18 protein-coding genes are annotated in these 23,294 nt (G+C 55.7%); 11 read left to right on the top strand and 7 right to left on the bottom strand.

Features of this window, described 5'->3' with window-relative positions; all coding sequences use genetic code 11:
* Positions 1–48: 48 nt before the first annotated feature.
* The 6 genes from HY868_25065 (at position 49) to HY868_25090 (ending at position 6,616) form a co-directional block, all read left to right on the top strand.
* Positions 49–1,635, top strand: coding sequence for a fucose isomerase (locus HY868_25065; GenBank protein MBI5305424.1), 1,587 nt, complete (start codon positions 49–51; stop codon positions 1,633–1,635).
* Positions 1,636–2,292: 657 nt separating this feature from the next.
* Positions 2,293–2,748: a cytochrome c maturation protein CcmE gene (locus HY868_25070; protein MBI5305425.1), complete on the top strand. Its 456-nt coding sequence runs from the start codon at positions 2,293–2,295 to the stop codon at positions 2,746–2,748.
* Between the two features lie 86 nt (positions 2,749–2,834).
* On the top strand, positions 2,835–4,904 hold the full coding sequence (locus HY868_25075; GenBank protein MBI5305426.1) for a heme lyase CcmF/NrfE family subunit: 2,070 nt from the start codon (positions 2,835–2,837) through the stop codon (positions 4,902–4,904).
* An 11-nt stretch (positions 4,905–4,915) separates the two neighbouring features.
* A complete protein-coding gene (locus HY868_25080) occupies positions 4,916–5,359 on the top strand; it encodes a zinc ribbon domain-containing protein (GenBank protein MBI5305427.1) in 444 nt (147 codons plus the stop codon).
* A gap of 30 nt (positions 5,360–5,389) precedes the next feature.
* The gene (gene ccsA / locus HY868_25085) at positions 5,390–6,145 is read left to right on the top strand and encodes a cytochrome c biogenesis protein CcsA (protein ID MBI5305428.1); all 756 of its coding nucleotides are present in this window, start codon (positions 5,390–5,392) and stop codon (positions 6,143–6,145) included.
* Between the two features lie 234 nt (positions 6,146–6,379).
* Positions 6,380–6,616 carry a hypothetical protein gene (locus HY868_25090; protein MBI5305429.1) on the top strand — a complete coding sequence of 79 codons (237 nt, stop codon included), beginning with the start codon at positions 6,380–6,382 and terminating at the stop codon, positions 6,614–6,616.
* Between the two features lie 5 nt (positions 6,617–6,621).
* On the opposite strand, the gene HY868_25095 is transcribed toward HY868_25090, so the two are convergent.
* Together HY868_25095 and HY868_25100 are read right to left on the bottom strand one after the other, a co-directional pair.
* Positions 6,622–7,218 (bottom strand): aldolase, encoded by a 597-nt coding sequence (locus tag HY868_25095; protein ID MBI5305430.1) that lies wholly within the window; start codon positions 7,216–7,218, stop codon positions 6,622–6,624.
* 95 nt (positions 7,219–7,313) lie between these two features.
* Entirely contained in the window at positions 7,314–9,107 is a 1,794-nt protein-coding gene (locus HY868_25100) for an aldehyde ferredoxin oxidoreductase family protein (protein ID MBI5305431.1), read from the bottom strand.
* A 133-nt stretch (positions 9,108–9,240) separates the two neighbouring features.
* On the opposite strand from HY868_25100, the gene HY868_25105 reads away from it, so the two are divergent.
* Together HY868_25105 and rhaI are read left to right on the top strand one after the other, a co-directional pair.
* A complete protein-coding gene (locus HY868_25105) occupies positions 9,241–10,011 on the top strand; it encodes a DeoR/GlpR transcriptional regulator (GenBank protein ID MBI5305432.1) in 771 nt (256 codons plus the stop codon).
* Positions 10,012–10,178: 167 nt separating this feature from the next.
* On the top strand, positions 10,179–11,420 hold the full coding sequence (gene rhaI / locus HY868_25110) for an L-rhamnose isomerase (GenBank protein MBI5305433.1): 1,242 nt from the start codon (positions 10,179–10,181) through the stop codon (positions 11,418–11,420).
* 73 nt (positions 11,421–11,493) lie between these two features.
* Here rhaI and HY868_25115 read toward each other — a convergent pair whose 3' ends face one another.
* The 5 genes from HY868_25115 to HY868_25135 form a co-directional block, all read right to left on the bottom strand.
* Positions 11,494–12,948 carry an SAM-dependent DNA methyltransferase gene (locus HY868_25115; GenBank protein MBI5305434.1) on the bottom strand — a complete coding sequence of 485 codons (1,455 nt, stop codon included), beginning with the start codon at positions 12,946–12,948 and terminating at the stop codon, positions 11,494–11,496.
* 55 nt (positions 12,949–13,003) lie between these two features.
* Entirely contained in the window at positions 13,004–14,011 is a 1,008-nt protein-coding gene (locus HY868_25120; protein MBI5305435.1) for an SIR2 family protein, read from the bottom strand.
* A 20-nt stretch (positions 14,012–14,031) separates the two neighbouring features.
* Positions 14,032–15,528 (bottom strand): restriction endonuclease subunit S, encoded by a 1,497-nt coding sequence (locus HY868_25125; GenBank protein MBI5305436.1) that lies wholly within the window; start codon positions 15,526–15,528, stop codon positions 14,032–14,034.
* A gap of 100 nt (positions 15,529–15,628) precedes the next feature.
* Positions 15,629–18,433 carry a DEAD/DEAH box helicase family protein gene (locus tag HY868_25130; GenBank protein ID MBI5305437.1) on the bottom strand — a complete coding sequence of 935 codons (2,805 nt, stop codon included), beginning with the start codon at positions 18,431–18,433 and terminating at the stop codon, positions 15,629–15,631.
* A gap of 35 nt (positions 18,434–18,468) precedes the next feature.
* The gene (locus tag HY868_25135; protein ID MBI5305438.1) at positions 18,469–19,365 is read right to left on the bottom strand and encodes a decaprenyl-phosphate phosphoribosyltransferase; all 897 of its coding nucleotides are present in this window, start codon (positions 19,363–19,365) and stop codon (positions 18,469–18,471) included.
* A 172-nt stretch (positions 19,366–19,537) separates the two neighbouring features.
* On the opposite strand from HY868_25135, the gene HY868_25140 reads away from it, so the two are divergent.
* From HY868_25140 to HY868_25150, 3 genes are all read left to right on the top strand, one after another.
* On the top strand, positions 19,538–20,320 hold the full coding sequence (locus HY868_25140; GenBank protein MBI5305439.1) for a TlyA family RNA methyltransferase: 783 nt from the start codon (positions 19,538–19,540) through the stop codon (positions 20,318–20,320).
* Entirely contained in the window at positions 20,298–21,020 is a 723-nt protein-coding gene (uppS, locus tag HY868_25145; GenBank protein MBI5305440.1) for a di-trans,poly-cis-decaprenylcistransferase, read from the top strand. Before HY868_25140 ends, uppS begins: the two co-directional genes overlap by 23 nt.
* A 359-nt stretch (positions 21,021–21,379) precedes the next feature.
* Complete coding sequence (locus HY868_25150; GenBank protein MBI5305441.1) at positions 21,380–23,230, top strand: ABC transporter ATP-binding protein; 1,851 nt, start codon at positions 21,380–21,382, stop codon at positions 23,228–23,230.
* The last annotated feature ends 64 nt before the right edge of the window (positions 23,231–23,294 follow it).

Genomic DNA, 23,294 nt, shown 5'->3' on the forward strand with positions numbered 1-23,294 from the left:
GGGATGGCTTCATCGCCCCGCAATGACGATGGTAACTTGGAGAAAATTATGAAAACAGTTTATCTCGTCGCCAGTGGCGATTTGCGATTATCGGCGAACCAGAATTGTTGGGCGGCGCAGGACGCGATGGAAAAGCAAGTGATCGCGGCGGTCGCGCGCGAGGGCTGGAGGGTCAAGCGCGCGCATCCGTACGATCCGCAAGCGAAGCACGGCTTTCTCGATTCGCAGAAACGCGGCATTCAAGTATTTCGCACCATTCCGGCGGATGCGCCGCTCATCGTCGCCGAAGCGGTGTGGCAGTACACGCATCACGTCTTGCCCGGACTGATGACCCATCGCGGTCCGATTCTCACGGTTGCGAATTGGAGTGGGCAGTGGCCCGGCTTGGTTGGGATGTTGAACTTGAATGGCTCGCTCACCAAAGCCGGCGTCAAGTACTCGACGTTGTGGAGCGAAAATTTCGACGACGAGTTTTTCATCAAGGGTCTGCGGAAATGGCTCAAGACCGGCAAGGTCGCGCACGACGCAGCGCACGTCCGCGCGTTTGCCGACGCGAAAATACCGGCGAGCGCGGCAAAGATCGGCGCCAAGTTCGCGCAAGAATTTCGCGCGAACAAAAGCATCATGGGTATTTTTGACGAAGGGTGCATGGGGATGTACAACGCGATCATCCCGGACGAATTGCTCAGCCCGGTCGGTGTGTTCAAGGAACGCCTCAGCCAGTCCGCGTTGTTCGCGAAAATGCGAACCGTGTCGGATCAAGACGCGCGCGGGGTGTACGATTGGTTGCTTGCCAAAGGCATGAGGTTCGATCTCGGCAAGGATGAAAAAACCGAACTGACCGAAGCGCAAGTGTTGACGCAGTGCAAGATGTACATCGCGGCAGTGCGAATCGCGGATGAATTTGGCTGCGACACGATTGGCATTCAGTATCAGCAAGGATTGAAAGATGTCACGCCCGCGTCCGATTTGGTCGAGGGCTTGCTCAACAATGTCGAGCGCCCGCCGGTCTGCCACCAAGTCACGGGCAAGGAATTGTTCGCGGGCAAAGCCATTCCGCATTTTAACGAAGTGGACGAATGTGCCGGACTCGACGCGCTGATTACGAATCGGCTGTGGAACATTTTTGGCTTTGCGCCGGAAACGACGTTGCACGATGTGCGCTGGGGTCGCCAGGTCGGCGATCAATTCGTGTGGATTCTCGAAATCTCCGGCGCAGCGCCGCCGGCGCATTTTGTCGGCGGGTACGTGGGCGCGACCGGCGAACGTCAACCCGCGATGTATTTTCCGCTCGGCGGAAGCACGATCAAAGGCATTAGCAAACCTGGGTTCGTCGTGTGGAGTCGCGTGTTTGTTGCGAACAACCAGATCAATTGCGACCTGGGTCTGGGCGAAGCGGTTGCGGTGCCGGATGACATCGCGCAAGACAACTGGAAGCAGACGACCTCGCAATGGCCCCTGATGCACCTGGTGATGCGCGGCATCTCACGCGATCAATTCATGGCGCGCCACAAAGCGAATCACATCCAGGTTGTTTACGCGCCAAGCGAAGCGGACGCGCGTCGCGCGTTGTTTGCGAAAGCCGCGGCGATGAACGAGTTGGGCATCAACACCGCGTTCTGCGGAAAAATCTAGAAACGGCGACCGGGGAAACGGGAACAAGTAGAATTGGATTTGTTTTACCGCCGAGAACGTAAAGAGCGCAGAGGAAACGGGAACCTCTGCGCTCTTGTTGCTTCCACCGCTCGCGGTCAGTGGACGATGCCACCATTCCTAAACCACGCAATCCACATCACTGACAGACACTGGACGCACAAACAATGATCAGTGTGCTCTGCACAATCTTCGCATTACATTCGGACTAGAGACGTAGATCGCACCCACGCCAAACTCACCTTCAGGTTCGGCAATCCATTTCAATGTTCCTAGATTCTCCGGATTTGAGTTCGAGTCGGGTGAGATCAGACGTCAAGGGTTTGTCGTCCGACCAACATTTTTTTAACCGCCGTACGATTCGATGCACAGATCCAAGACCGGACGATTCTGCAATTTGTGATTTTGACGACCAACTTGGTAAAATTTTCTAAACCAATTGCGCGCAGAAACCTTGGAACATGAACTCCGCGCTCTCCGCGCGTTGGCGAAAAATTCCCAATTTGCACGATTGCCGGGGAGACGCGCTGCCGTGATTGTTCCAAATCAAACTATGACGTGGCTTTGACTGTGCTTTGACCGGTTTTAGACTTGGGGTTGGTATTCTGCAGGTGAAAAAATCAGAAGGAGTGTGACGCAATGAGTAGTGTCGCGGTTCCGACGGTAGAGCGGACTGCATCCGTCAAGACGGGCGGGAAATGGAAATTCATGATTGCCGGGTTGCTCATCCTCGGTGCGGTCGCGTTCGTCACGTTTTCATCGTTCCAATCGAACGCGATTTACTATTTGAATCTCAAAGAACTGAACGCGCAACGCGGCTCGCTGATCAATCAACCTGTCCGCATCAACGCGCCGCTCGACAAATCGTCCATTCAGTTCGACGACAAGACGTTGACGCTCAAATTCAATCTGCAAGAAGACAACTATATTCTGCCGGTCGTGTACAAGGGCGTGGTGCCCGACACGATGGACAAGGGCGAAACGGTTGTCGCCGAAGGAAAACTGGGGCAGGACGGCGTGTTTTACGCCAACACGCTCCTCGTTAAATGTCCTTCCAAGTACGAATCCGAACCGAACGCCTCTGACGCTAAATGAATCACATCTAGCGCAACGATGGAGTTGCGCTCGTTTCGTGATGTGGCTTGGCTAATGATGGAGACAAAGCTATGACAGACTTTGCGATGGCTGACCTCGGCTACGCATCACTTTTCCTCAGTTTGCTCTTTGCCCTCTACGCGGTCGGCGCGGCGATCTACGCCGCGCGCCGCAATCGCGCCGACGTGTACGCGAGCGCGCGCAACGCGATCTATGTTGTCGCCGCGCTGACGACGCTTGCCGTCGCGATTCTCGAATGGGCGCTCATCACGCATCAATTCCGCTTTGAGTACGTCGCGCGGCAAACCAGTCGCGCCCAGCCGTTGCTCTACAACGTCTCGGCGTTGTGGGGCGGGCAAGAAGGTTCGTTGTTGTTCTGGGCGTGGATTCTCGCGCTGTTCACCGCAGTCGTGCTCGTGCAGAATCGGCGCAAGAATCAAGAATTGATGCCGTATGTCATCGCGGGCTTGGGCACGACGCTCGCGTTTTTCCTCGCGTTGATGACGATTGCCGCGAATCCTGAAGAAGTCGGTTCGGTGATCGCACTGCCGTTGACCTCAACGCTCGCCGCATCGCTCGTCGGCAGTCCGTTTCGCATGCTCGATTTTCTTCCGCGCGACGGCAATGGCTTGAATCCGCTTTTGCAGAATCCTGGGATGTTCATTCACCCCGTCACGCAGTACCTGGGTTACGTCGGCTTTACGATTCCCTTTGCGTTCGCGATGGCGGCGTTGTTCACGCGACGTTTGAGCGACGTGTGGATTCGCACGACGCGACGCTGGACGCTTGTGTCCTGGTTGTTCCTCTCACTCGGCTTGGTATTCGGTATGCAGTGGGCGTACATGGAACTGGGCTGGGGCGGCTACTGGGGCTGGGATCCAGTCGAGAACGCGAGTCTGATGCCGTGGCTCACCGGCACCGCGTTCTTGCACAGCGTGATGATTCAAGAGAAACGCGGGATGCTCAAGGTGTGGAACCTCGTGCTCGTGATGCTCACGTTCATCCTGTCCTTGCTCGGCACGTTCATCACGCGCAGCGGCGTCATCGAATCGGTGCACGCGTTCGGTGTGTCGAGTCTCGGTCCCTGGTTCCTGGTTTTCCTCGGCGTGACATTGTTGTCGTTCCTCTATTTGATGTTCGAGCGGATGAATGATTTGAAAGAAGAGAACGAACTCGATTCACTGCTCTCGCGCGAATCGTCGTTCTTGCTCAATAACTTGATTCTCGTCGGCGCGGCATTCGCGACGTTGTGGGGCACGATCTTTCCGATGGTCAGCGAAGCGATTACGCAAAAAAAGGTGACGGTTGGCGCGCCATTCTTCAATCAAGTGAACGGTCCGATTTTCTTTGCGCTGATTGTGCTGATCGGCATCTGTCCGTTGATCGGTTGGCGGCGCGCCACTTTCGAGAATCTCGTGCGTAACTTTTTGCGCCCGCTCATTGTCGCGATACTTGCTACGGTTGTGCTGGTCATCGTTGGCGTGAATAACCCGATCAGCAATCTGGTGTTCAGTGTGTGCGCGTTCGTGCTTGCAACGATCGCGCTCGAATTCTATCGCGGACTCCTCGCGCGCCGGCGACAATACAATGAAAACTGGGTCGCGGCGGGCGTCAACCTCGTCTCGCAAAATCGCCGGCGCTACGGCGGCTATATCGTTCACATCGGCGTGATTCTCGCAGTCATCGGCATCGCCGGTTCGACGTTCCATCAAGTCGAAACCCAGGCGAATCTAAAATCGGGCGAAACATTGCGGATCAAAAACTTTACGCTCCAGTTCGACGGCTTGCAGATTTATCCGACCGAGAATCATCAAGTGATTGCCGCACAGTTATCGGTATTTGAAAATGGCGCGCGCGTCGGGTCGCTCGCGCCGGAAAAAGATTTCTATCCCAGCCCGAATCCGGACATGTCGCAATGGACGACCGAGGTCGCCGTTCGCACGACTGCGACTGAAGACCTCTACGTGATTCTCGCCGGGTTCGACGACAAAGCCGGCACGGCGACACTCAAAGTGATCGTGAATCCGCTCATCGTGTGGCTGTGGGTTGGCTTTGCGGTGCTGGTGGGTGGCACGCTCATCGCGGTGTTGCCGGATCCGCGCGAAGAACGCGCCCTCGCGCGCGCGCGCACCCAGGAAGTTTTGGTTCAGGCATAAGGAATTACCGAATGGCTTCAGTTGCAATCGCACTTGTCATCGTCGCGGCGGTCGCGTTTATCGCGTATCCGTTGTTCGCGCGCGGGCGCGCGGATGACACGCTCCTCGCGTCCGCCGCGGACCCGACCGTCGAGAATCTCGTCGTTCAACGCGATGCGATGTACGCGGCGATCCGCGACCTGGAATCCGATCACGTGATGGGCAAGTTGTCGGATGAGGATTATCGAACGATGCGCTCCAAGTACGAAGGCAAAGCGGTCGCGATTTTGCGCGAACTCGATGGTTATCGCGCCGTCGTAGATGGAAATGAGGATGTGACCATCGAGCAAGAGGTCAAGCAATTGCGCCGCCGCGCGATGATCGAACGCAAATGTGTCAAGTGCGGCACGCGCGCGCAATCGAACGATCGCTTTTGCGCCAAGTGCGGTACGGCGATTGGTCGTGTGGTCAACTAATCCGCGCGGTCAAATAGTGGGAGAGGGTCCATGTCAGGTGGTGAATTTATCGCAGCGCACGTCACGGCAAGTGATAAGCATTTGTCCATTGGGTCATACTGGAAATTTCTCGACGATCAAAAAATCGCGCCGATTGCGCGCGTGATCGGCGCGCTCGCGCTCGTCAATATCGCGATCGGTCTGTACATGGCATTGTTCTACGCGCCGATGGAGCGAACGATGGGCGACGCGCAGAGGATTTTTTACTTTCACGTTCCCAGCGCGTGGGTCGGCTTTCTCGCGTTCTTTATCGTGTTCGTCGCCAGTCTCATTTTTTTGTGGAAACGCGAACGCAAGTGGGACGCGCTCGCGCTTTCCGCGGCGGAGATCGGCGTGGTGTTCACGACACTCGTCTTGTTGACGGGTCCCTTGTGGGCGAAAAAAGCATGGGGCGCGTTCTGGGTCTGGGATGCGCGGCTCACGACGACCTTGGTTTTGTGGATGATCTATGTCGGCTATTTGATGTTGCGCGGTTCGGCGGAAGGTGAACGCCGCGCGCGGTTCGCTGCGGTGCTCGCGATTGTCGGCTTTCTCGATGTGCCGATCATCTACATCTCGGTCGCGTTGTGGCGCACGATGCATCCGACGTACGTCACCGGCGAGGGCGGACTCGCGCCGCAGATGACGCAAACGTTAATGGTCTGTCTCTTGTCGTTCACGTTGTTGTTCGCGTTCCTGTTGCTTCAACGCCTGCGGCTCGAACAAGCGCGCGACCAGGTAAATTTTCTGCGCGAGGCAACGGGGTGACGCGATGGAGTATCTAGCGATAGCGTACAGTTTGATTGCGGTTGTGCTGATTGGTTATGGGGTAAGCGTGTGGCGGCGGGGTCAAGCCGTCCAACGCGAACGTGAATTGATCGAAACGAAAAACGATTGAACACACGTTTGCCCCGGTGATGTCTTCTCTCCGCAAGGCGGAATGTTTTGCCGATGAATGGCAGAGGACGCAACCGGGGATTTTTTTGTTTGGGAGAAGAAAAAATGGACGAAGAAAAACAACGCGCGGTACAAGACTTGGTGCGCCAGATTCAAGATAAATCGGTCGAGTTGGCGGATCTCGAAGTGATTCTCGAAGATTACGAACGCGAGCGGCACGAATTGTTGCGCGAAATCGGACGCCTCAAAGCGTCGTTGTGGGAACTGAGTTCCGGCACGCCGGCAATCGCGCCGCTCCGCAAAGAGAAATTCGCCGGCGCGCCGGATCAAATCTCAGAATAGACGCGCTACCATTTTCCGTACGCTTCGCTCATCCGACGATATTCGATGAAGGATTCCCCGATCAATTTCGCGTCGAGCGCAATGTCGCACGATTCTTCGAGTGTGCTCGACCAGTGAAACGCTTCGTCGAGCGTTTGCCCGGTGGCGAAACTGCCATGCCCGCGCATCACCACGATCTTGTACGCTTGCAACGCGTTCGCTAGCGTGTCTGCCATCTCTTGCGTGCCGGACGGAAATTCCTCGGAGAGCACTGGCACTTTTTTCAACAAGTACGACGCCTCGTTATCAATCGGCACGATTTCGTCGCGCGAGAGCGAGAACGCAATCGCCGTGCGCGGGTGACAATGCACAATCGCGAGCGCCGGCGTGCGCATGTAAACCGTGCGATGAATCAACAGTTCGGTCGAGGCGAGAGCCACGCCGCTATCGTTTTTCTCCAGACCGGTTTCGATCAAGTCGTGCGGCTTGAGTCGTCCCAGCATCGCGCCGCGCCGCTTGATGACCACGCGATCACCCAGACGCACGCTGATGTTTCCGCCGTGCGAACTGATCAATCCCCCCACGTATAGATCGCGCCCGATTTCTTGAAATTGCTGTACGATTCGTTCGTCAATCATCGTTACTCCGAAATCAGTGAACAGTCAACCGTAAACAGTAGACAGACAGGATTCACTTGCCACTGCTCACCGTCCACTGTTCACTGTTCACTGTTGACTAAATTACTCAATGAAAGTTCATCCAGTTTCTTTCGCCTGGGCACGCCCTGTTCGTCCCACCCGCGCGTGCGATAATACTCCTTGAGCATCGGGTCGAGTTTCGAGACCCAACCCTGGCTCGGTCCGCTCGCAACCGGTTCGTTCAGCAAGCGCGGTGGTAACGTGTCGTCTGCGCGCGTGAATCCTTCGCGCAAATTGTAGAGCCGTTCGAGATTCCAAATGCGTTCGCCGGTCCGAATCAATTCGCCGGTCGAGTACGGAACGCCGGTCACGGCGGTGAGCACGCGCGCCAAGTACTCGTCGGCGACCGCGAGGTTGGTAAACTTGCACACGATGAGCGAGTCAATCGCCGCCGACGAATTTTGATGCAGATTGACGAACGACGCCTTGCCTTGCACTTGAAAGCGATCAATCAATTTCGGCAGACCCAGGACTTCGAGTCCCAGCATGTTGCCGCGCATGTGACACGCGCCGCGATTCGAGGTCGCGTAGAGCAGACCTTGCCCCTGCATCCCGCGTGGATCGTACGCCGGCATTTCCAGCCCTTTGACGCTCATCGAAAGTTCCGGCGCGCCGTACTTTTTCGCGAGCCGCGCGCTGCCTTCCGCGAGTTCATTGCCGATGCCGCGCCGCGCCGCCATCGCTTCGAGCGTCGGCGCGAACAGATCGGCGCGACCAAAGCGCACGTCGGAAGCGAGCAAGCCGCGCTCGGTCAACTCCATCGCACACGCGATGGTCGAGCCAGCCGAGATCGTGTCGAGACCCAGCTCGTTGCACAGATGATTCGCTTCGATGATCGCGGCGAGATCGTTCACGCCGCATTGCGCGCCGAACGCCCAGGTCGTTTCAAACTCCGGACCTTCACTCTCAATCTTGTCGGTCTTGCTGATGCGCGTGCAGCCAATCGGGCACGCCCAGCACGACGCGTTCTTGACGAGATATTTATCGGTAAGCGTTTCGCCGGAAATTGCTTCGGCGTCTTCGAACTGGCTCTGCGTGAAATTGCGCGTCGGCAGCGCGCCGATGCGGTTGACGATGTTCATCATCACCGCCGTGCCAAATTCCGGCAATGCCTGGCTCGTCAACGGACTCGCGCGCAACATCTTGCGACTTTCGTACAGCAAAAACTTGAAGCGTTCCTGGTCTTGAATACCCGGACGATCCTTGCCTTCGACGACAATCGCCTTGAGATTTTTGCTGCCCATCACCGCGCCGGGTCCGCCGCGCGCGAGACTGCGGCGACCGTCGTTCATAATCGCGGCGATGCGGCTGAGGTTTTCACCGGCGGGACCGATGCACAACACGTTGCGCCGATTGTCGTTTTGTCCGAGCGCTGCGCTCGTCGCGAGTACGCGTTGTCCCCACAGATGCGATGCGTCGCGCAGCGATATGCCTGCTAGCGTGATTTCGATGTACGTCGGTTGCGCGGCGCGCCCGCGCACGATCAGCGCATCGTAGCCGGCTTTTTTCAATTGCATCCCCCAAAAGCCGCCGCTGTTCGCGTCCATGATCGTGCCGGTCAATGGGCTTTTCGTCGTGACCGTGAAACGATTGCTCGTTTGATAGCCCGACGCGGTCACGGGACCGGTCGCAAAGATCAACACGTTTTCCGGCGCAAGTGGCTCCACGCCCGGTTTCACGGCGTCCCACAGCAAGCGCGCACCCAGCCCGCGTCCGCCAATAAACAGGTGCGCGATCTGCTCGTCGAGCGGAAGCGTTTTGATGCACGCGCTGCTCAAATCAATATCCAATACGCGACCAAACCAACCGTTCATGCGATTCCTTTCGTAATCCGTTGTTCCTTTCACAGACTTTACCTATATTTTTGATTTTGTCAATAATCGAAATAAATCGAAAGTAGATTGACAATTTATGACAGAAATGTATAATACGCTCAGGTGGTGAAACATGATGTCGGCAACACGGCGCGACCGCATTCTGGAACTCGTCCAAAAAAAACAGAGCGCGTCGGTGGCGGAACTGAGCAAACTGTTGCGAACCTCGCAAGTGACCGTGCGCCAGGATTTGAATCGCTTGGCGCTCGCGGGCTTGCTTGTGCGCACGCGCGGTGGCGCGCTCTCGACCGACCGCGGGAATCGCGAGTTTACGTTCGCCGCGCGCACGCGTCTCGACGCCGAAGAAAAACAACGCATCGGCGATCTCGCGGCGAGTCTGGCGCATTCGCGCGACTCGATCATTCTTGACGCGAGTACGACGGCGTTGCACGTCGCACGCGCGTTGATGCGCCGCCAGGATTTGCGCGACCTGACGATCATCACCAACGGCATTCACACCGCACTCGAATTGGCTAGCCGCCCGGACTATACCACGATTCTGACCGGCGGACAGGTGCGCGCAACGGCGGACTCGTTGATCGGCACGATGGTGGGGGATGCGTTGACCAAGATGAACGCGACCAAGGGTTTCTTTGGCGCGCGGGGCATCAGCATCGAGCAAGGATTGACCGACGCGAACTTGCAAGAAATCAACGTCAAAAAAGCGATGGTGGAGCGATGCCAGGAAGTGATCGCCGTGCTCGACGCGACCAAGTTTGGCGTCGTCGCGCTCGCGTCGTTCGCGCCGCTTGAGCGCGTGCAACGCGTGATCACCGATCAAAGCGCGCCGGCGAAAATCATCAGCGCATTGCGCGCGCGTGGTGTGGATGTGATGATCGCCTAGCAACCCAAAGTTATACCTAATGTACCACTTTCAAAATGTCATTTCGAGGAGCGGGTTTTGCGACGAGAAATCTCGCTCTTGTCAGAGATGAGAGATTTCTCGCTGCGCTCGAAATGACAAACCAGTTGCACATTGCGTCAAGTTATAACTTTCGAAGGAGAAGCAAGATGCCTACCCAACTCGCGTACGATTTGCTCGCGGAACGCGCCGCGCAGAGCGGCATTGATCTCGCGCACGTCAAAGAACTACTCAAGCAGCAACACATCGAAACGCCATCGTGGGGTTTTGCGAACAGCGGCACCCGCTTCAAGGCGTTCGCGTGGCGCGGCGCGGCGGCGACGACGCAACAAAAACTGGAGGATGCCGCGCTAGTCCACAAATTGACCGGCATCGCGCCGACGGTCGCGTTGCACATTCCCTGGGATAAACCGGCAGACGGCGACTATAAAGCGATGACGCAATATGCCCAGTCGCTTGGCATCCGCATTGGCGCGATCAATCCGAACGTGTTCCAGGATGACGAGTACAAACTGGGTTCGCTCGGTCATCCCGACGCCGCGGTGCAACGCAAGGCGCTCGACCACATTCTCGAATGTTGCGAGATCATGCAAGCGGTGAACAGCGACGCGCTCAGTCTATGGTTTGCCGACGGCACGAACTATGCCGGGCAGGACGATTTACGCGCGCGCAAACATCGCTTTGAGGAAAATTTGCGCCGCGTGTATCCGCATTTGCCGCGCGACGCGCGGATGTTGATCGAGTACAAATTTTTCGAGCCGGCGTTTTACAGCACCGATATTCCGGATTGGGGCACGTCGTACGCGTTGAGTTTGAAGCTAGGGGAGCAAGCCCAGGTGTTGGTAGACCTGGGACATCATCCGTCGGGCACGAACATCGAACAGATCGTCGCATTCTTGCTTGACGAGGGCAAACTGGGCGGCTTTCATTTTAACAACCGCAAGTACGCAGACGACGATTTGATCGTCGGCTCGGTCAATCCGTACGAACTATTCTTGATCTACAACGAACTCGCCAGCGCGGCGGAGTCGCGCGACGAACCGGCGCGCACGACCGCGCAACGCGTCGCGTACATGATTGACCAGTCGCACTCTATCGAAGGCAAACTCGCGCCGATGTTGTACTCGGTACTGAATTGTCAGGAAGCGTACGCGAAAGCGTTGATGGTTCCGCGCGCGCAGTTGGCAGAATTGCAGCGGCAAGGCGCGGTGCTTTTAGCGCACCAACTGCTCACGGATGCGTTTCGCGTGGACGTGCGTCCGTTGTTGGAGCAGGTGCGCGCCGAACTGGATGTGCCGACCGATCCGATTGTTGCGTATCACGCGAGCGGGTACGAAGCGAAAATCGCGGAGACACGCGGTGCGGCTTCGACGAGCGGGGGATTTCAGTAGAGTTCGATTATTTCGAGATACAAGAACAGTGCGGCGCACTCATGTGTGTGCCGCACTGTTTTGGTTCTACGGTCTATTCTCCCAGCTCCATCGTGATGCTGTTGAATTGTTCGAGCGCCGCTTCGAGATTTTCTACAATGTCTTTTGCCAGCACATCAGGATCGGGCAGGTTGTCGGAATCTTCGAGCGAATCGTCTTTCAACCAAAAGATGTCGAGCGATGCCTTGTCGCGCGCAATCAATTCCTCGTACGCGAATGCACGAAAGCGTTCGGTTTCGGTGCGCTCGTGACGATTGGCTGGGTTGTAGCGTTCGATAAAATCTTTCAGGTCATCAAAGCGAAGCGTGTTGGTCTTGAGCGTGAAATGCGAATTCGTTCGCAGATCGTAAATCCACAGTTTCTGCGTCCACGGTGTTTCGCTTGCCGGCTTGCGGTCGAAAAAGAGCACATTCGCTTTGACACCTTGTGCGTAAAAGATGCCAGTCGGCAAGCGCAAGAGCGTGTGCACGTCGCATTGCTTGAGCAGTTCGCGGCGAATCGTTTCGCCGGCACCGCCTTCAAACAACACATTGTCCGGCACGACGATTGCGGCTTGCCCATTGATCTTTAACAGCGTGCGAACGTGCTGGAGAAAATTGAGTTGCTTGTTCGAGGTTGTCGCCCAGAAATCGGTGCGTTCGTACGTGAGTGTTTCCTTTTCCGCTTTGCCATCGGTATTGACGATGGTGACGCTACTCTTTTTGCCGAACGGTGGATTCGTCAGGATGTAATCAAAGCGGTCGCCGGGGTCGGATGCGAGCGAATCGCCGACGACAATTGGACTTGTGTCGCCGCCGATGCCGTGCAGGTACAGGTTCATCACGCACAACCGCGCCGCGCTGTCCACAATCTCCCAGCCCTTGAACATATTGGCTTGGAGAAATTGTTTTTGTCCTCGGTCGAGTGAAAAATTTTTTGCGATGAAATCGTGCGCGACGAGAAAGAATCCGCCGGTGCCGCACGCGGGATCGCCAATCGTCTTCCCAGGTTGCGGACGCACAACCGCGACCATCGCCTTGATGAGTTCGCGCGGCGTAAAGTATTGTCCCGCACCGCTCTTGATGTCTTCCGCGTTCTTCTGCAACAGCCCTTCGTAAATGTCGCCTTTCACATCAATGTCCAAGCCCATCCACGTTTCGCCGTTGATGAGTTCGATGAGACGGCGCAATTTCGCGGGGTCTTGAATTTTGTTTTGCGATTTGCGAAAGATGACGCCGAGCATTCCGCCTTGTTTGCCGAGCGAATCGAGAATGTGGCGGTAATGCACTTCGAGCGCATCGCCATCTTTGCCGGCGAGACTGTCCCAGTCCAAATCGTGCGGGATGCTGGACGGGCGATTGAACGGCGGCTTGGTTTGTTCGTCCGCCATTTTGAGAAAGAGCAGGTACGTGAGTTGCTCGACATAATCGCCGTAACTGACGCCATCATCGCGCAGGACGTTGCAGTAATTCCAGAGTCGTTGAACGATTGCCGAAGATTCGTTTGCCATAAAGTTATCTTTAAATCCTTTAGATGCGAACGTGCCGCCCTTTCAAGGGCGTTGGTCATCCGTCGCTGGTTGAATGATACAAATGCGCCAAACGATCAGGGATTTCTTTAAAGTCTGTTATCCAAAGTACACGAGTACCCAACCGCTCAAGAGAAGTCTCCGTCAGGTAATCAATCTCATTGGATGATTTAGGCAGTATTGCAAAATGTCGGATACTTCTGCGCTCGGCTTTGTCTTCAGTTCTACCTTCTCTAGCATCACTCTGCTCCCGCTCCGTCTTGGAGTAATGGAGGAGCCTGCGAATATTTTCATCTATCATAGACATTCCGATAAACAGACAACTCCACTCACGCAAGAGATAGAGAAACGTGTAGTTAAACAAGCTATTCGGACGGTTAAAGAAATCAAAGTACTCTTGTTCTGTGAAAACGCGGACGTCTGGTGCTTCCTTTTGGAGATTCCGAAAATACTTTTTGTCAAACCTGAAGTAACCGTGCATGTGATAAACATTAATGCGTCCCTGCTTTGAGCCGGCTGATGGGCGCTCAATAGTTCTCAGTATCCGTGCTTTATAGCGTTCTCGTGTATACGACTGCAGTACGCCGTCCAAATTAAAGTTCACAATGGCACGGATATATGGATTGCAAGTATAGCCAGATTTACTATCGCCTTTTCGGACACACAACCTTGCGACAGCCGCCATTGTTGTATTGTTCTTTTGGACGAAATCAATAAAATCCTCACGGTTTTCTTTGGTGATTCCCTCAGGAAAGTAAGGAAAATCTCTGTACAATTCCCCGCGAATCAGTTCGGAGAATTCTGTCCCAGAAGGAGTTTTCGCCTCCAAAATACTTGCAATGGCTGGAAAGCTATACCCGCTTGCCATTAGCTTTTTACAGAGTGCTTCGCCTTCCGCACCCAAGTTCCGATTACTGAGTCGGTACAATAATTGTATCCACGTTGGCAGGTTGCACCCGACTGATACTCCGGCACCCAAGGCTAGGACTAACCCAGCCTCTTGATAGCACTCTTCTAATTCGTGCCAATTTGTGTCTTGTGACATTGTGCCTCCCTATGTGGGCTTTACTTGTCCTGATTCTCATTTCGTTTCCGCTTTTTGTCTTGCCCTCTTGCCCCGTCGTTCTTTTCTCTCTCCGCCCTTATCCTCTCCAACAACCTCTCCGCCGGTTCATCGCTGGGGTCTTGCGGAACCAACTTGCCGGCGAACGCGCGTTTCAAAATGCTTTGCCGCAAACGCTCGGCTTGCTTGAGCGATGCGTCCACTGTTTTTTCTACCGCATCCGCAACTGAGAGTCGCCGTTCGACTTCGGCGACGATTTGCTGTTGCTCGGCGAGAGGCGGCAAGGGAAACCTTGTTTGTTTAATAAGCGTTAGATTCAAATTTGGCTGAACACCGCCAGATGATAACCGTCTAATATCTTCGTAGTTCTTTTGAAAAAAGATTTTCACATAAGGTTTGCAGTTCAATGCAATACCATCAAAGACTAATGCGGCACATGCTTGATTTGTCGCGGCATCAATTCTAAGTTCTGAGACTTTGCCACGCGTTTTTCCTTCACCATACAAGGCAACGAGTAAACTACCGCGAGGGAAAATTTTTGTTTTCGATTCTTTGAGTGCAAGTTCCGTTATAAATTCATCTGCTTTGTCCACGAATAGATTGTTCAACGCACCACTTGTCACCCAGGGAATTTTTCCATTTTGGTAATATGCTGTTTTGCTCCGAAGTGGGGTACCGCCTGTTCCAACAAAAGCCAATTGGTCGACGTTCGCCCACACCCACCCCTCCGGCAACGCTGGCACCGTGCTTGCATCCAGCGATGCGTTTCGTTGGGGCGGACGGCCGTCCGCCCCTACCACACGCTCGGCGCGAATCCGCTCCAACAACTTTTCCGCCGACTCAACCTTGCCCGCGTTCGCCGCGCGCCATTCCGCCGTGAGTTTGCCTTCCACTGCCGCTTTGAGCACGGCTTGGCGATAACGTTTCAACTCCGCTTGCGTTTTCCGCAACGCGGCGACGCCCGCATCCAGGTCGGAGAAGAGTTCTTCGATCTTGGCGACGATGCGATGCTGTTCAGGGAGAGGGGCGAGGGGAACAAACTGTGCGAAGACATCCGAATCCCTGACCGCAGGATAACTGGTACCTCTTTGTAATTCATTCAGCGGATTTAGAAATCCATCTGTCTGCGTTAAAAGAAAAATCAGCGTGTTGTTAATTCCATCCGACGGTCGGATAACACAAAAACCCGTTGATGCAATTTGTCCGTCATAAACTGATGGCACTGAAGCAATATTCTTGAGATAGGTTCGCACCGTTGAAAAAATAATGTCACCCGACTTGACTACCTGTCGCGCTCTGGAAGGAGCATCTATGCCGAAATATCTTTTGGGGCTTGTTACCTTTTGCTGGGTATTGTCAATTGAAGCAATATCCAAATAATCAAATTCGATTTCGGGCGCTGTATGTGGATCGGTTTTTTCCACGCCATCCACAATGTCGCCCAATCGTGTCCATACCCAGCCCTTTGGCAATTGCGGCAAAACGTTTCGCTCGTCCATCACACCATCCAATATATTTCTCTCGCCAAGACGCAAAGTTCGCAAAGAATTTACCAATGTCTTTTCCTTCGCGTTCTTTGCGCCTTTGCGTGAGATTCTCCTACGCTACCAACACCGTGTTCAATTCTTGCATCAAGTTATCCAATCCCTGCCCAAACAAATTGTATGCTTTCACGCGCCCGCCCTTGTCGCTGAACGGCGTCAATTCAAAATCATCCCAGCCAATCTCCACCGTCGTCGTAATATGATCTTTGATCATCACGAGCCATTCGCGCTGTTCGGGCGTGAACGCGCGTCCCGCTTGCGCGAGCCATTCCGCAAACCGCCGCTCCACCGTCGCGGAAAAGGGTTCCAGCACCTCGTTCGCGCCAATCGCAAAACGCACGAGCGAAACCAGGTTCGTCAAGATTTTTTGCGTGCCCGCGCCGCGCACGCGCGCGCGTTCCAATTGTTCGTACGCTTGCCACAACGCATCGGGCGTCAAGCGGTACGGCGGCGCTTGAATCGCATCCGCCAGTTGCGTGATCTCGGCATACGTCAACTGTCGCCGCGCGTACGGCAAGTTGTAGAGAATTTGCAACGCGGTCAGTTCGTCCTTGTTCGCTTCGATGAATTGCTTGAACGTCGCAACCGTTTTCTGCGCGCGTTCCCGTGCCGCCGCATCGAATCCCGCCGTGATGATCGTGTCCTGGCTCACCGTATCAATCACTTGCTCATTGCGCTGTTTTATAGCGATGATCGTGTTGCGGAATTTCGGATTGTCGAATACCGCGCACGCCTCGTTCGTCAATTGCTCTGTCGCCGATTGAATTTGCGCGTCGGTCGGCGTCGCCGTCGCAAACATCGCACACGCCGTTCCGATTTGCTTGTCCGCGTCCACCGCATCGAGCAAACGATTGACGATGGTGCGTAGGGGCGATGTCATTGCGAGCCTTTGGGAAGCAATCTCCGCGCTGGTTGGGGATTGCTTCGCCTCTTCGAGGCTCGCAATGACAGAAACAATCGCTTGCTGATCCTTCTCGCCGATTTCGCGATCCAGCCGCGCGAGTCGCCCCGCAAGCGACGAGAGCGTGTCCTCATCGCGAATGCCAAGCGCGACTTGTTGCACCAATTTCTCGAATGGCACAGTGCGCTTGCGTTCGAGCGGACGCGAATCCGTCTTGTCGTTTTCACAAACGCCCACCGCATCCACGATGATGAAATGTGTTTTGAGCACATCGCCCGGCGTCACCGCGTTCAAATCGGTTGGCGAGATCGTGCGCGTGCCGCGTCCCTTCATCTGCTCAAAGTACACCGCCGAGTCCACACCGCGCATAAACAACAAACATTCGAGCGGCTTGATGTCTGTGCCGGTCGAAATCATATCCACCGTCACCGCGATGCGCGGATTGTAGGAATTGCGAAAACTCGCGATTAGGTCTTCGGGTCTTTCGCCTGTCGTCTTGTAAGTAATTTTCTTGGCAAAGTCATTGCCCTTGCCAAACACCTCGCGCACGATGTGCACAATATCTTCGGCGTGCGAATCGTCCTTGGCAAAGATCAGTGTCTTGGGCACTTCGGTGCGACCCGGGAAAATTTCGGTCGGCAATTTTTCTTTGAACGTGCGGATCACCGTGCGGATTTGATCCACGGCGACGACATCGCGGTCCAATTGATTCGGCGTGTACGCCAATTGCTCGTCGAGTTTTTCCCAGCGCATTCGCCGCGTCAACTTGTCGCGCCTGTCCACGTAAAAGCCAGCATCCACCTGGCTTCCGCGTTCCGTGATTTGCGTCTTGATGCGATACACATCAAAGCCGACGTTCACGCCATCCGCGACGGCGCGCTCGTGGCTGTACTCCATCACGAGATTCTGATTGAAAAAGCCAATCGTCTGTTTCGAGGGCGTCGCGGTCAAGCCGATGAGAAACGCATCAAAGTAGTCGAGCACTTGACGCCAGAGATTATAGATCGAGCGATGACATTCGTCGGTGATGATGATGTCAAATGTCTCAATGGGAATTTGCGGACTGTAGACAACCTCTTTCGGTCGTTCGCTTTCGGGCGCGATATCGAAAAGCGATTGCTCTTCGAGTTCGGCGTCGAGTTCTTCGCCGCGCAACATCGAGTACACGCGTTGAATCGTCGCGATGCACACGCGATTGACCGGATCGAGCGCGTTCGAGGTAAGGTGCTGGACATTGTAGAGTTCGGTGAATTTGCGTCCATCATCCGGCGTGATGTATTGCTGAAATTCGCGGAAGGTTTGGCGTCCTAAGTTGTTGCGGTCCACAAGGAACAGCACACGCTTGGCATTTGCAAACTTGATGAGGCGATAGATGAAACTGACTGCGGTAAACGTCTTGCCGCTGCCGGTCGCCATTTGAATCAGCGCACGGGGTCGCGCTTCGGCAAACGATTTTTCGAGATTTGTGATCGCTTCGACCTGGCAATCGCGTAAACCATTCGTTGCAAGCGAGGGCATATAGCGCAGACGCTTCCGGAGTGTGTCGCCCTGGGCGATCCACTCACGCAAAGTTTCGGGGCGATGAAAAGAAAACACGCGGCGCTGGCGCGGGTCTGGATCACGCAGATCGGTGAATAGAGTTTCTACACCGGTGCTTTCGTATCCAAATGGCAGAGGCAGTTGCACGTGAGGAAGATTGGCTGGGACGCCAACCGAATACTTGGTGGTTTGCTCGTGGACGCCGCTCAGCGTGTCGCCTTCCGGCTTGGCTTCGACCACGCCAACTGCTTGACGATTCACGAACAGCAAATAATCCGCTTCGCCGGTCTTGAGCGGAAACTCGCGCACCGCTACGCCGAGCGATGCACCCAGGTTCAAATCGCGCAGGTCTTGAATCGTCCACCCGGCGGCAACGAGCATTCGATCAATTTGTAATCGCGCTTGTTCTTCGGGAGTCATTTTGCCTCGCGGTTAACCGGGAGTCTGGTCTTGTCCTATACCCGTCCAAACACGTACAGGATCCCGAGCGACACTAGCCCCCAGGACACGAGCGCGACGAAGAGCGGCTTGTCGCGCAGAACCATTTCCTCCGGACTGCCGCCTTCTTTTTTCACGTGGACGAGATACAGCAAGCGAAACACGATGTACAGTGCGAAGGGAATCGTCAGCATCATCGCGCGATTCGGCGGCAAGTTCTCCGCCGAAAACGTGTAGAGCGAGTACGCCATCACGAATGACGCGGTCGTGACCGCGATCATTTCGTCGAGCAATTCGCGCGAATACTCTTTCAATACGGCGCGATGATTCGTCGCATCGTTTTCGAGGAGGAGTAATTCGTGGCGGCGTTTGCCAAAACTGATGAACAGCGAGAGGAGCGCGGTGCACACGAACAACCAATGCGATGCGGGCACTTGGATCGCCGCCGCGCCGGCAACCGCGCGCAACACGAATCCGCCGGACACGCTCAACACGTCGAGGATGACCTGGTTCTTGAGCACGTACGAATAGAGCAAGTTGTTTGCCAGGTAGACGACCGCGATGACGCCGAACCAGACATTGAGCAAAAACGACAGCGGCACGACGATGACGAGGATCACGACGAGTGCGGCAATCGCGTGTGATTTTTTGAATGTGCCGGACGCGAGCGGACGAAATCGTTTGCGCGGATGACGGCGATCTTTTTCAATGTCGGTGAGATCGTTAATGATATAGACCGCGCCGGACAAGATGCAAAATAGCACGAACGCGGATGTCGCGACCGCCAGCAATTCGTACATCTTGGGCGTGAACGGTTGCCAGTACTGCTTGAGCGTGAACACGAACGGCAAATACACGAGCAGGTTTTTGGTCCACTGACGCGGACGCATCGTCTTGAGTAAGTTGATTGTCACCCAGCCCTCCCGTTGCGGCTATGATACCCGGAAACGCGGCAAAGTCAAAACCCATTCCTGATTTCTGATTTCTGATTTCTGATTTCTGATTTCGGATTTCCCAAATCAGAAATCCAAAATCAGAAATCTTAAATCATTTGACATTTTCCCTTGTTCGGCTTATCTTTGCGTTGTGCCGAAAAAGCGGTTGGATGTTTTGTTGGTCGAACGCGCCCTGGCGGAGACGCGCCAACGTGCACAGGCGTTGATTCTCGCCGGCGAGGTGACGGTGAACGGGCAAGTCGTCACGCAAGCCGGTAAACCGGTGCCGGACGATGCGGCGATTGCAGTGCGCGCGCCGCTGCCGTACGTCAGTCGCGGTGGACTGAAACTCGCTGGCGCGTTGGACGATTTCCGGGTTGATCCGCGCGATAAAACGTGCGCGGATATTGGCGCATCCACCGGCGGATTCACCGATTGCTTGCTTCAACGCGGCGCGGCGCGCGTGTACGCGATTGATGTGGGGTACGGTCAACTCGCGTGGAAGATTCGAACCGACGCGCGCGTCGTCGTAATGGATCGCGTGAATGCGCGATACCTCGACGCGCTGCCGGAACCGATTGACCTCGCGACGATGGACGCGTCGTTCATTTCGCTCGCGTTGTTGTTGCCGACCGTCAAACGCGGATTGTCCCCGCACGGCGAAATCGTCGCGCTCGTCAAGCCGCAGTTCGAAGCCGGGCGCGAACAGGTGGGGCGGGGCGGCATCGTGCGCGATGCGCGCGTGCATCGCACCGTCCTCGCGCAAGTCGCGCAATGCGCGCAGCGCGAAGCGTTGCGCGTGCGCGGCATTTGCTCGTCGCCCATCGAGGGCGCGGACGGCAATCGCGAGTTTTTTATTTATTTGAGCGCGGATCTAACGTTGGAAGAGATAGATGTTGAAAGAGCGATTGATGAAGTTACCCAAGACGGTTGACGAGTCCTCTGCGTTTGAATTTTTGCCGCGTCACATTGGAATTATGATGGATGGCAACGGACGTTGGGCGCAGGCGCACGGCTTGTCACGTCACGAGGGACATCGCTTTGGCACGCTCAACGTGCGCCGCGCGCTCGACGCGTGCGCGCGCCAAGGGATTCGTGTCGTTACACTCTACGTTTTCTCGACCGAAAACTGGGGTCGCCCGCGCGCAGAGATCGAAGGATTTTTCGAATTGCTTGCTCAAGTGATTGATCGCGAGACCGAGAATTTTCGGCGCGAGGGTGTGCGGCTCATTCACAGTGGCTCGCTCGATGGCATCCCGGCGGTGCTCGCGGATAAAGTCACGCGCGCCGTCGCGGCGACGCGCGAGAATCGCGCGTACACGTTGAACGTCGCGTTCAACTATGGCGGACGGAGGGAGATTTTGCGCGCGACCCAACAAATCTTGCGCGAGCGCATCGCGCCGGACGCGCTAACGGAAGACGTGTTCGACCGCTATCTGTATACCGCCGGTCTCGGCGACATGGACTTGGTGATTCGCACCGGCGGCGATCAGCGTCTCTCGAATTTTTTCCCCTGGCAATCGGCGCGCGGCGTCTTCTACTCCACGCCGACGTACTGGCCCGACTTTGACGAGCGTGAGCTGGCGCGCGCGCTCGACGCGTACAACCGTTTCTTCCAATCCCGCGCGGAGTAATTGGACGCGGATGAACGCGGATGCGCGCGGATCAAAATGCAAATTGATCGTTCACCTCCGGTGTCATTTCGAGGAGCGCCGTTCCCTGGCACTTGCGTTCCCGCCAGGGCAAGTGTGCGACGAGAAATCTCACTCCGCATAATGAAGCGCTTTCTCCCTTCGGTCGAAATGACCATGTGGGCTGAGTAGGTACAACTAATCCGCGTTTATCCGCGTCCCGCTTTTTTGCGGTTGACGCCACGCCGCGTCTAGTGGTAGAATGCTGCACGATGTTTCATGGACCCGGTGCGGCAGGCGCAAGTTGGTGGGCATTCGTCCGCGCGGACGAAGCGCAGAAACCGCGCACCACACCCGACCTCATGCGACGTGTGGCGGCGTATGCGCGCCCCTACGCGTTCAAAATTTTCCTCGCGCTCCTCGCGATTCTCGCTTCGTCTGTCCTGGGTTTGATGCCACCGCTCTTGTTCCGCGAGATGATTGACCGCGCCTTGCCGCAAAAAGATTTCACGCGTCTCAACGTGTTGGCGTTCGCGATGATCGCGGTGCCGCTGCTCGATGGACTGATCACGACGGGGCAACGGTGGCTCACCGCGCAAGTCGGCGAAGGCATCATCGCCGATTTACGCAAGTCGTTGTACGCGCACATGCAAAAGATGTCGCTCCGTTTTTTCACGAACACGAAAACGGGCGAACTGATGTCGCGTTTGAACAACGATGTCATCGGCGCGCAGCGCGCCGTCACGAACACGTTGCTTTCGATTGTCACGAGCGCGTTTCAAGCCACCGCCACACTCGTCATTATTTTCTCGCTCGAGTGGCGGCTCACCGTGCTCGCGTTGATCGCGCTGCCGATTTTTATTTTGCCCTCGCGTCGCGTCGCGCGCATTTTACGCGAGATCATCAATCAACAACTCGATCTCAATTCCAAGATGAACGCGATCATGAACGAGACGTTGAACGTCAGCGGCGCATTGCTCGTCAAATTGTTCGGTCGTCAGCGCGATCAAGTGGCGGTCTTTGCCGAACGCGCTGACGAGGTGCGCGATATCGGTGTGCGTCAGGCAATCGTCGGACGCTGGTTCTTTATGGGGATGAGCTTGGTCGCGGCGTTCGGCACGGCGGCGGTGTGGTGGCTGGGCGGGATCATGGTCTTGCAAGGAGAATTCACCGTCGGCACGATTGTCGCGTTCGCGGCGTACCTCGCCCAGTTGTACGGACCCGTGGTCGCGCTCGTCAACGCGCGGGTTGACTTTGCGACCTCGATGGTGTCGTTCGAGCGCGTGTTCGAGATGCTCGACCTGCCGGTCGAGATCGCGGACGCGCCGAACGCGGTCGAACTGACGCGCGTGCGCGGCGAGATTCGGTTCGAGGGTGTTAGTTTCTCTTATTTGGCTGATCCGACGGACGAGAGCGCAAAATCGGATATTCAAAATCCGAATAACGAATTACGAATTACGAATTCAAATGGTCGCGATTCCGATGCTTTTCTCCCCACGCTTGTTCCGACGCGCCGCTATGCGTTGCGCGACGTGAATTTTGAAATCAAGCCAGGGCAACTCGTTGCGCTCGTCGGTCCGAGCGGCGCGGGCAAGACGACGATCACGTACCTCATCCCGCGTTTGTACGATCCAACCGAAGGGCGCGTGCTGATTGATGGATACGATTTGCGCGAGGTGACGCTGCAATCGCTCGCGCGACAAATCGGAACCGTGACGCAAGAGACGTATCTATTTCATGATACGATGCGCGCGAATTTGCTTTTTGCCAAGCCGGACGCGACCCAGGATCAAATCGAACACGCGGCACACGCGGCGAACATTCGCGAATTCATCGCGAAATTGCCGCAGGGGTACGAAACGATTGTCGGCGAGCGCGGCTATCGTTTGAGCGGCGGCGAAAAGCAACGGCTCGCGATTGCGCGCGTGATTCTCAAAGATCCGCGCATTCTCGTGTTGGACGAAGCGACTTCGAGTTTGGATTCTGAGTCCGAGCGGCTGATCCAGGACGCGCTCAAGCCGTTGATGCAAGGTCGCACGAGCGTCGTCATCGCACACCGGCTCTCGACGATTCTCGCGGCGGATGTGATTCTCGTCGTGGATGATGGACGCATCGTGGAACAAGGCACGCACGCGGAACTGCTCGCGTTGAATGGCTTGTACGCGCGATTGTACAACACCCAGTTTCGCGAGCAACTGGCAGAGACCACATGAACGTATTTCAACGTGTACCGTTCGATCAACGCGCGTACAACCAACGCGTGCAAACCAGCCCGTG

The organism is Chloroflexota bacterium (genome assembly GCA_016219275.1).
GTDB lineage: Bacteria > Chloroflexota > Anaerolineae > UBA4142 > UBA4142 > JACRBM01.

What these genes read in the sequence shown, in the direction of transcription:
- HY868_25130 (MBI5305437.1), bottom strand. Translation starts at nt 18,433, where the DNA reads ATGACTCCCGAAGAACAAGCGCGATTACAAATTGATCGAATGCTCGTT.
- HY868_25105 (MBI5305432.1), top strand. Translation starts at nt 9,241, where the DNA reads ATGATGTCGGCAACACGGCGCGACCGCATTCTGGAACTCGTCCAAAAA.
- HY868_25115 (MBI5305434.1), bottom strand. Translation starts at nt 12,948, where the DNA reads ATGGCAAACGAATCTTCGGCAATCGTTCAACGACTCTGGAATTACTGC.
- HY868_25120 (MBI5305435.1), bottom strand. Translation starts at nt 14,011, where the DNA reads ATGTCACAAGACACAAATTGGCACGAATTAGAAGAGTGCTATCAAGAG.
- ccsA (MBI5305428.1), top strand. Translation starts at nt 5,390, where the DNA reads ATGTCAGGTGGTGAATTTATCGCAGCGCACGTCACGGCAAGTGATAAG.
- HY868_25080 (MBI5305427.1), top strand. Translation starts at nt 4,916, where the DNA reads ATGGCTTCAGTTGCAATCGCACTTGTCATCGTCGCGGCGGTCGCGTTT.
- HY868_25070 (MBI5305425.1), top strand. Translation starts at nt 2,293, where the DNA reads ATGAGTAGTGTCGCGGTTCCGACGGTAGAGCGGACTGCATCCGTCAAG.
- HY868_25150 (MBI5305441.1), top strand. Translation starts at nt 21,380, where the DNA reads ATGCGACGTGTGGCGGCGTATGCGCGCCCCTACGCGTTCAAAATTTTC.
- HY868_25075 (MBI5305426.1), top strand. Translation starts at nt 2,835, where the DNA reads ATGGCTGACCTCGGCTACGCATCACTTTTCCTCAGTTTGCTCTTTGCC.
- HY868_25100 (MBI5305431.1), bottom strand. Translation starts at nt 9,107, where the DNA reads ATGAACGGTTGGTTTGGTCGCGTATTGGATATTGATTTGAGCAGCGCG.
- HY868_25090 (MBI5305429.1), top strand. Translation starts at nt 6,380, where the DNA reads ATGGACGAAGAAAAACAACGCGCGGTACAAGACTTGGTGCGCCAGATT.
- HY868_25065 (MBI5305424.1), top strand. Translation starts at nt 49, where the DNA reads ATGAAAACAGTTTATCTCGTCGCCAGTGGCGATTTGCGATTATCGGCG.
- rhaI (MBI5305433.1), top strand. Translation starts at nt 10,179, where the DNA reads ATGCCTACCCAACTCGCGTACGATTTGCTCGCGGAACGCGCCGCGCAG.
- HY868_25125 (MBI5305436.1), bottom strand. Translation starts at nt 15,528, where the DNA reads ATGGACGAGCGAAACGTTTTGCCGCAATTGCCAAAGGGCTGGGTATGG.
- uppS (MBI5305440.1), top strand. Translation starts at nt 20,298, where the DNA reads ATGAAGTTACCCAAGACGGTTGACGAGTCCTCTGCGTTTGAATTTTTG.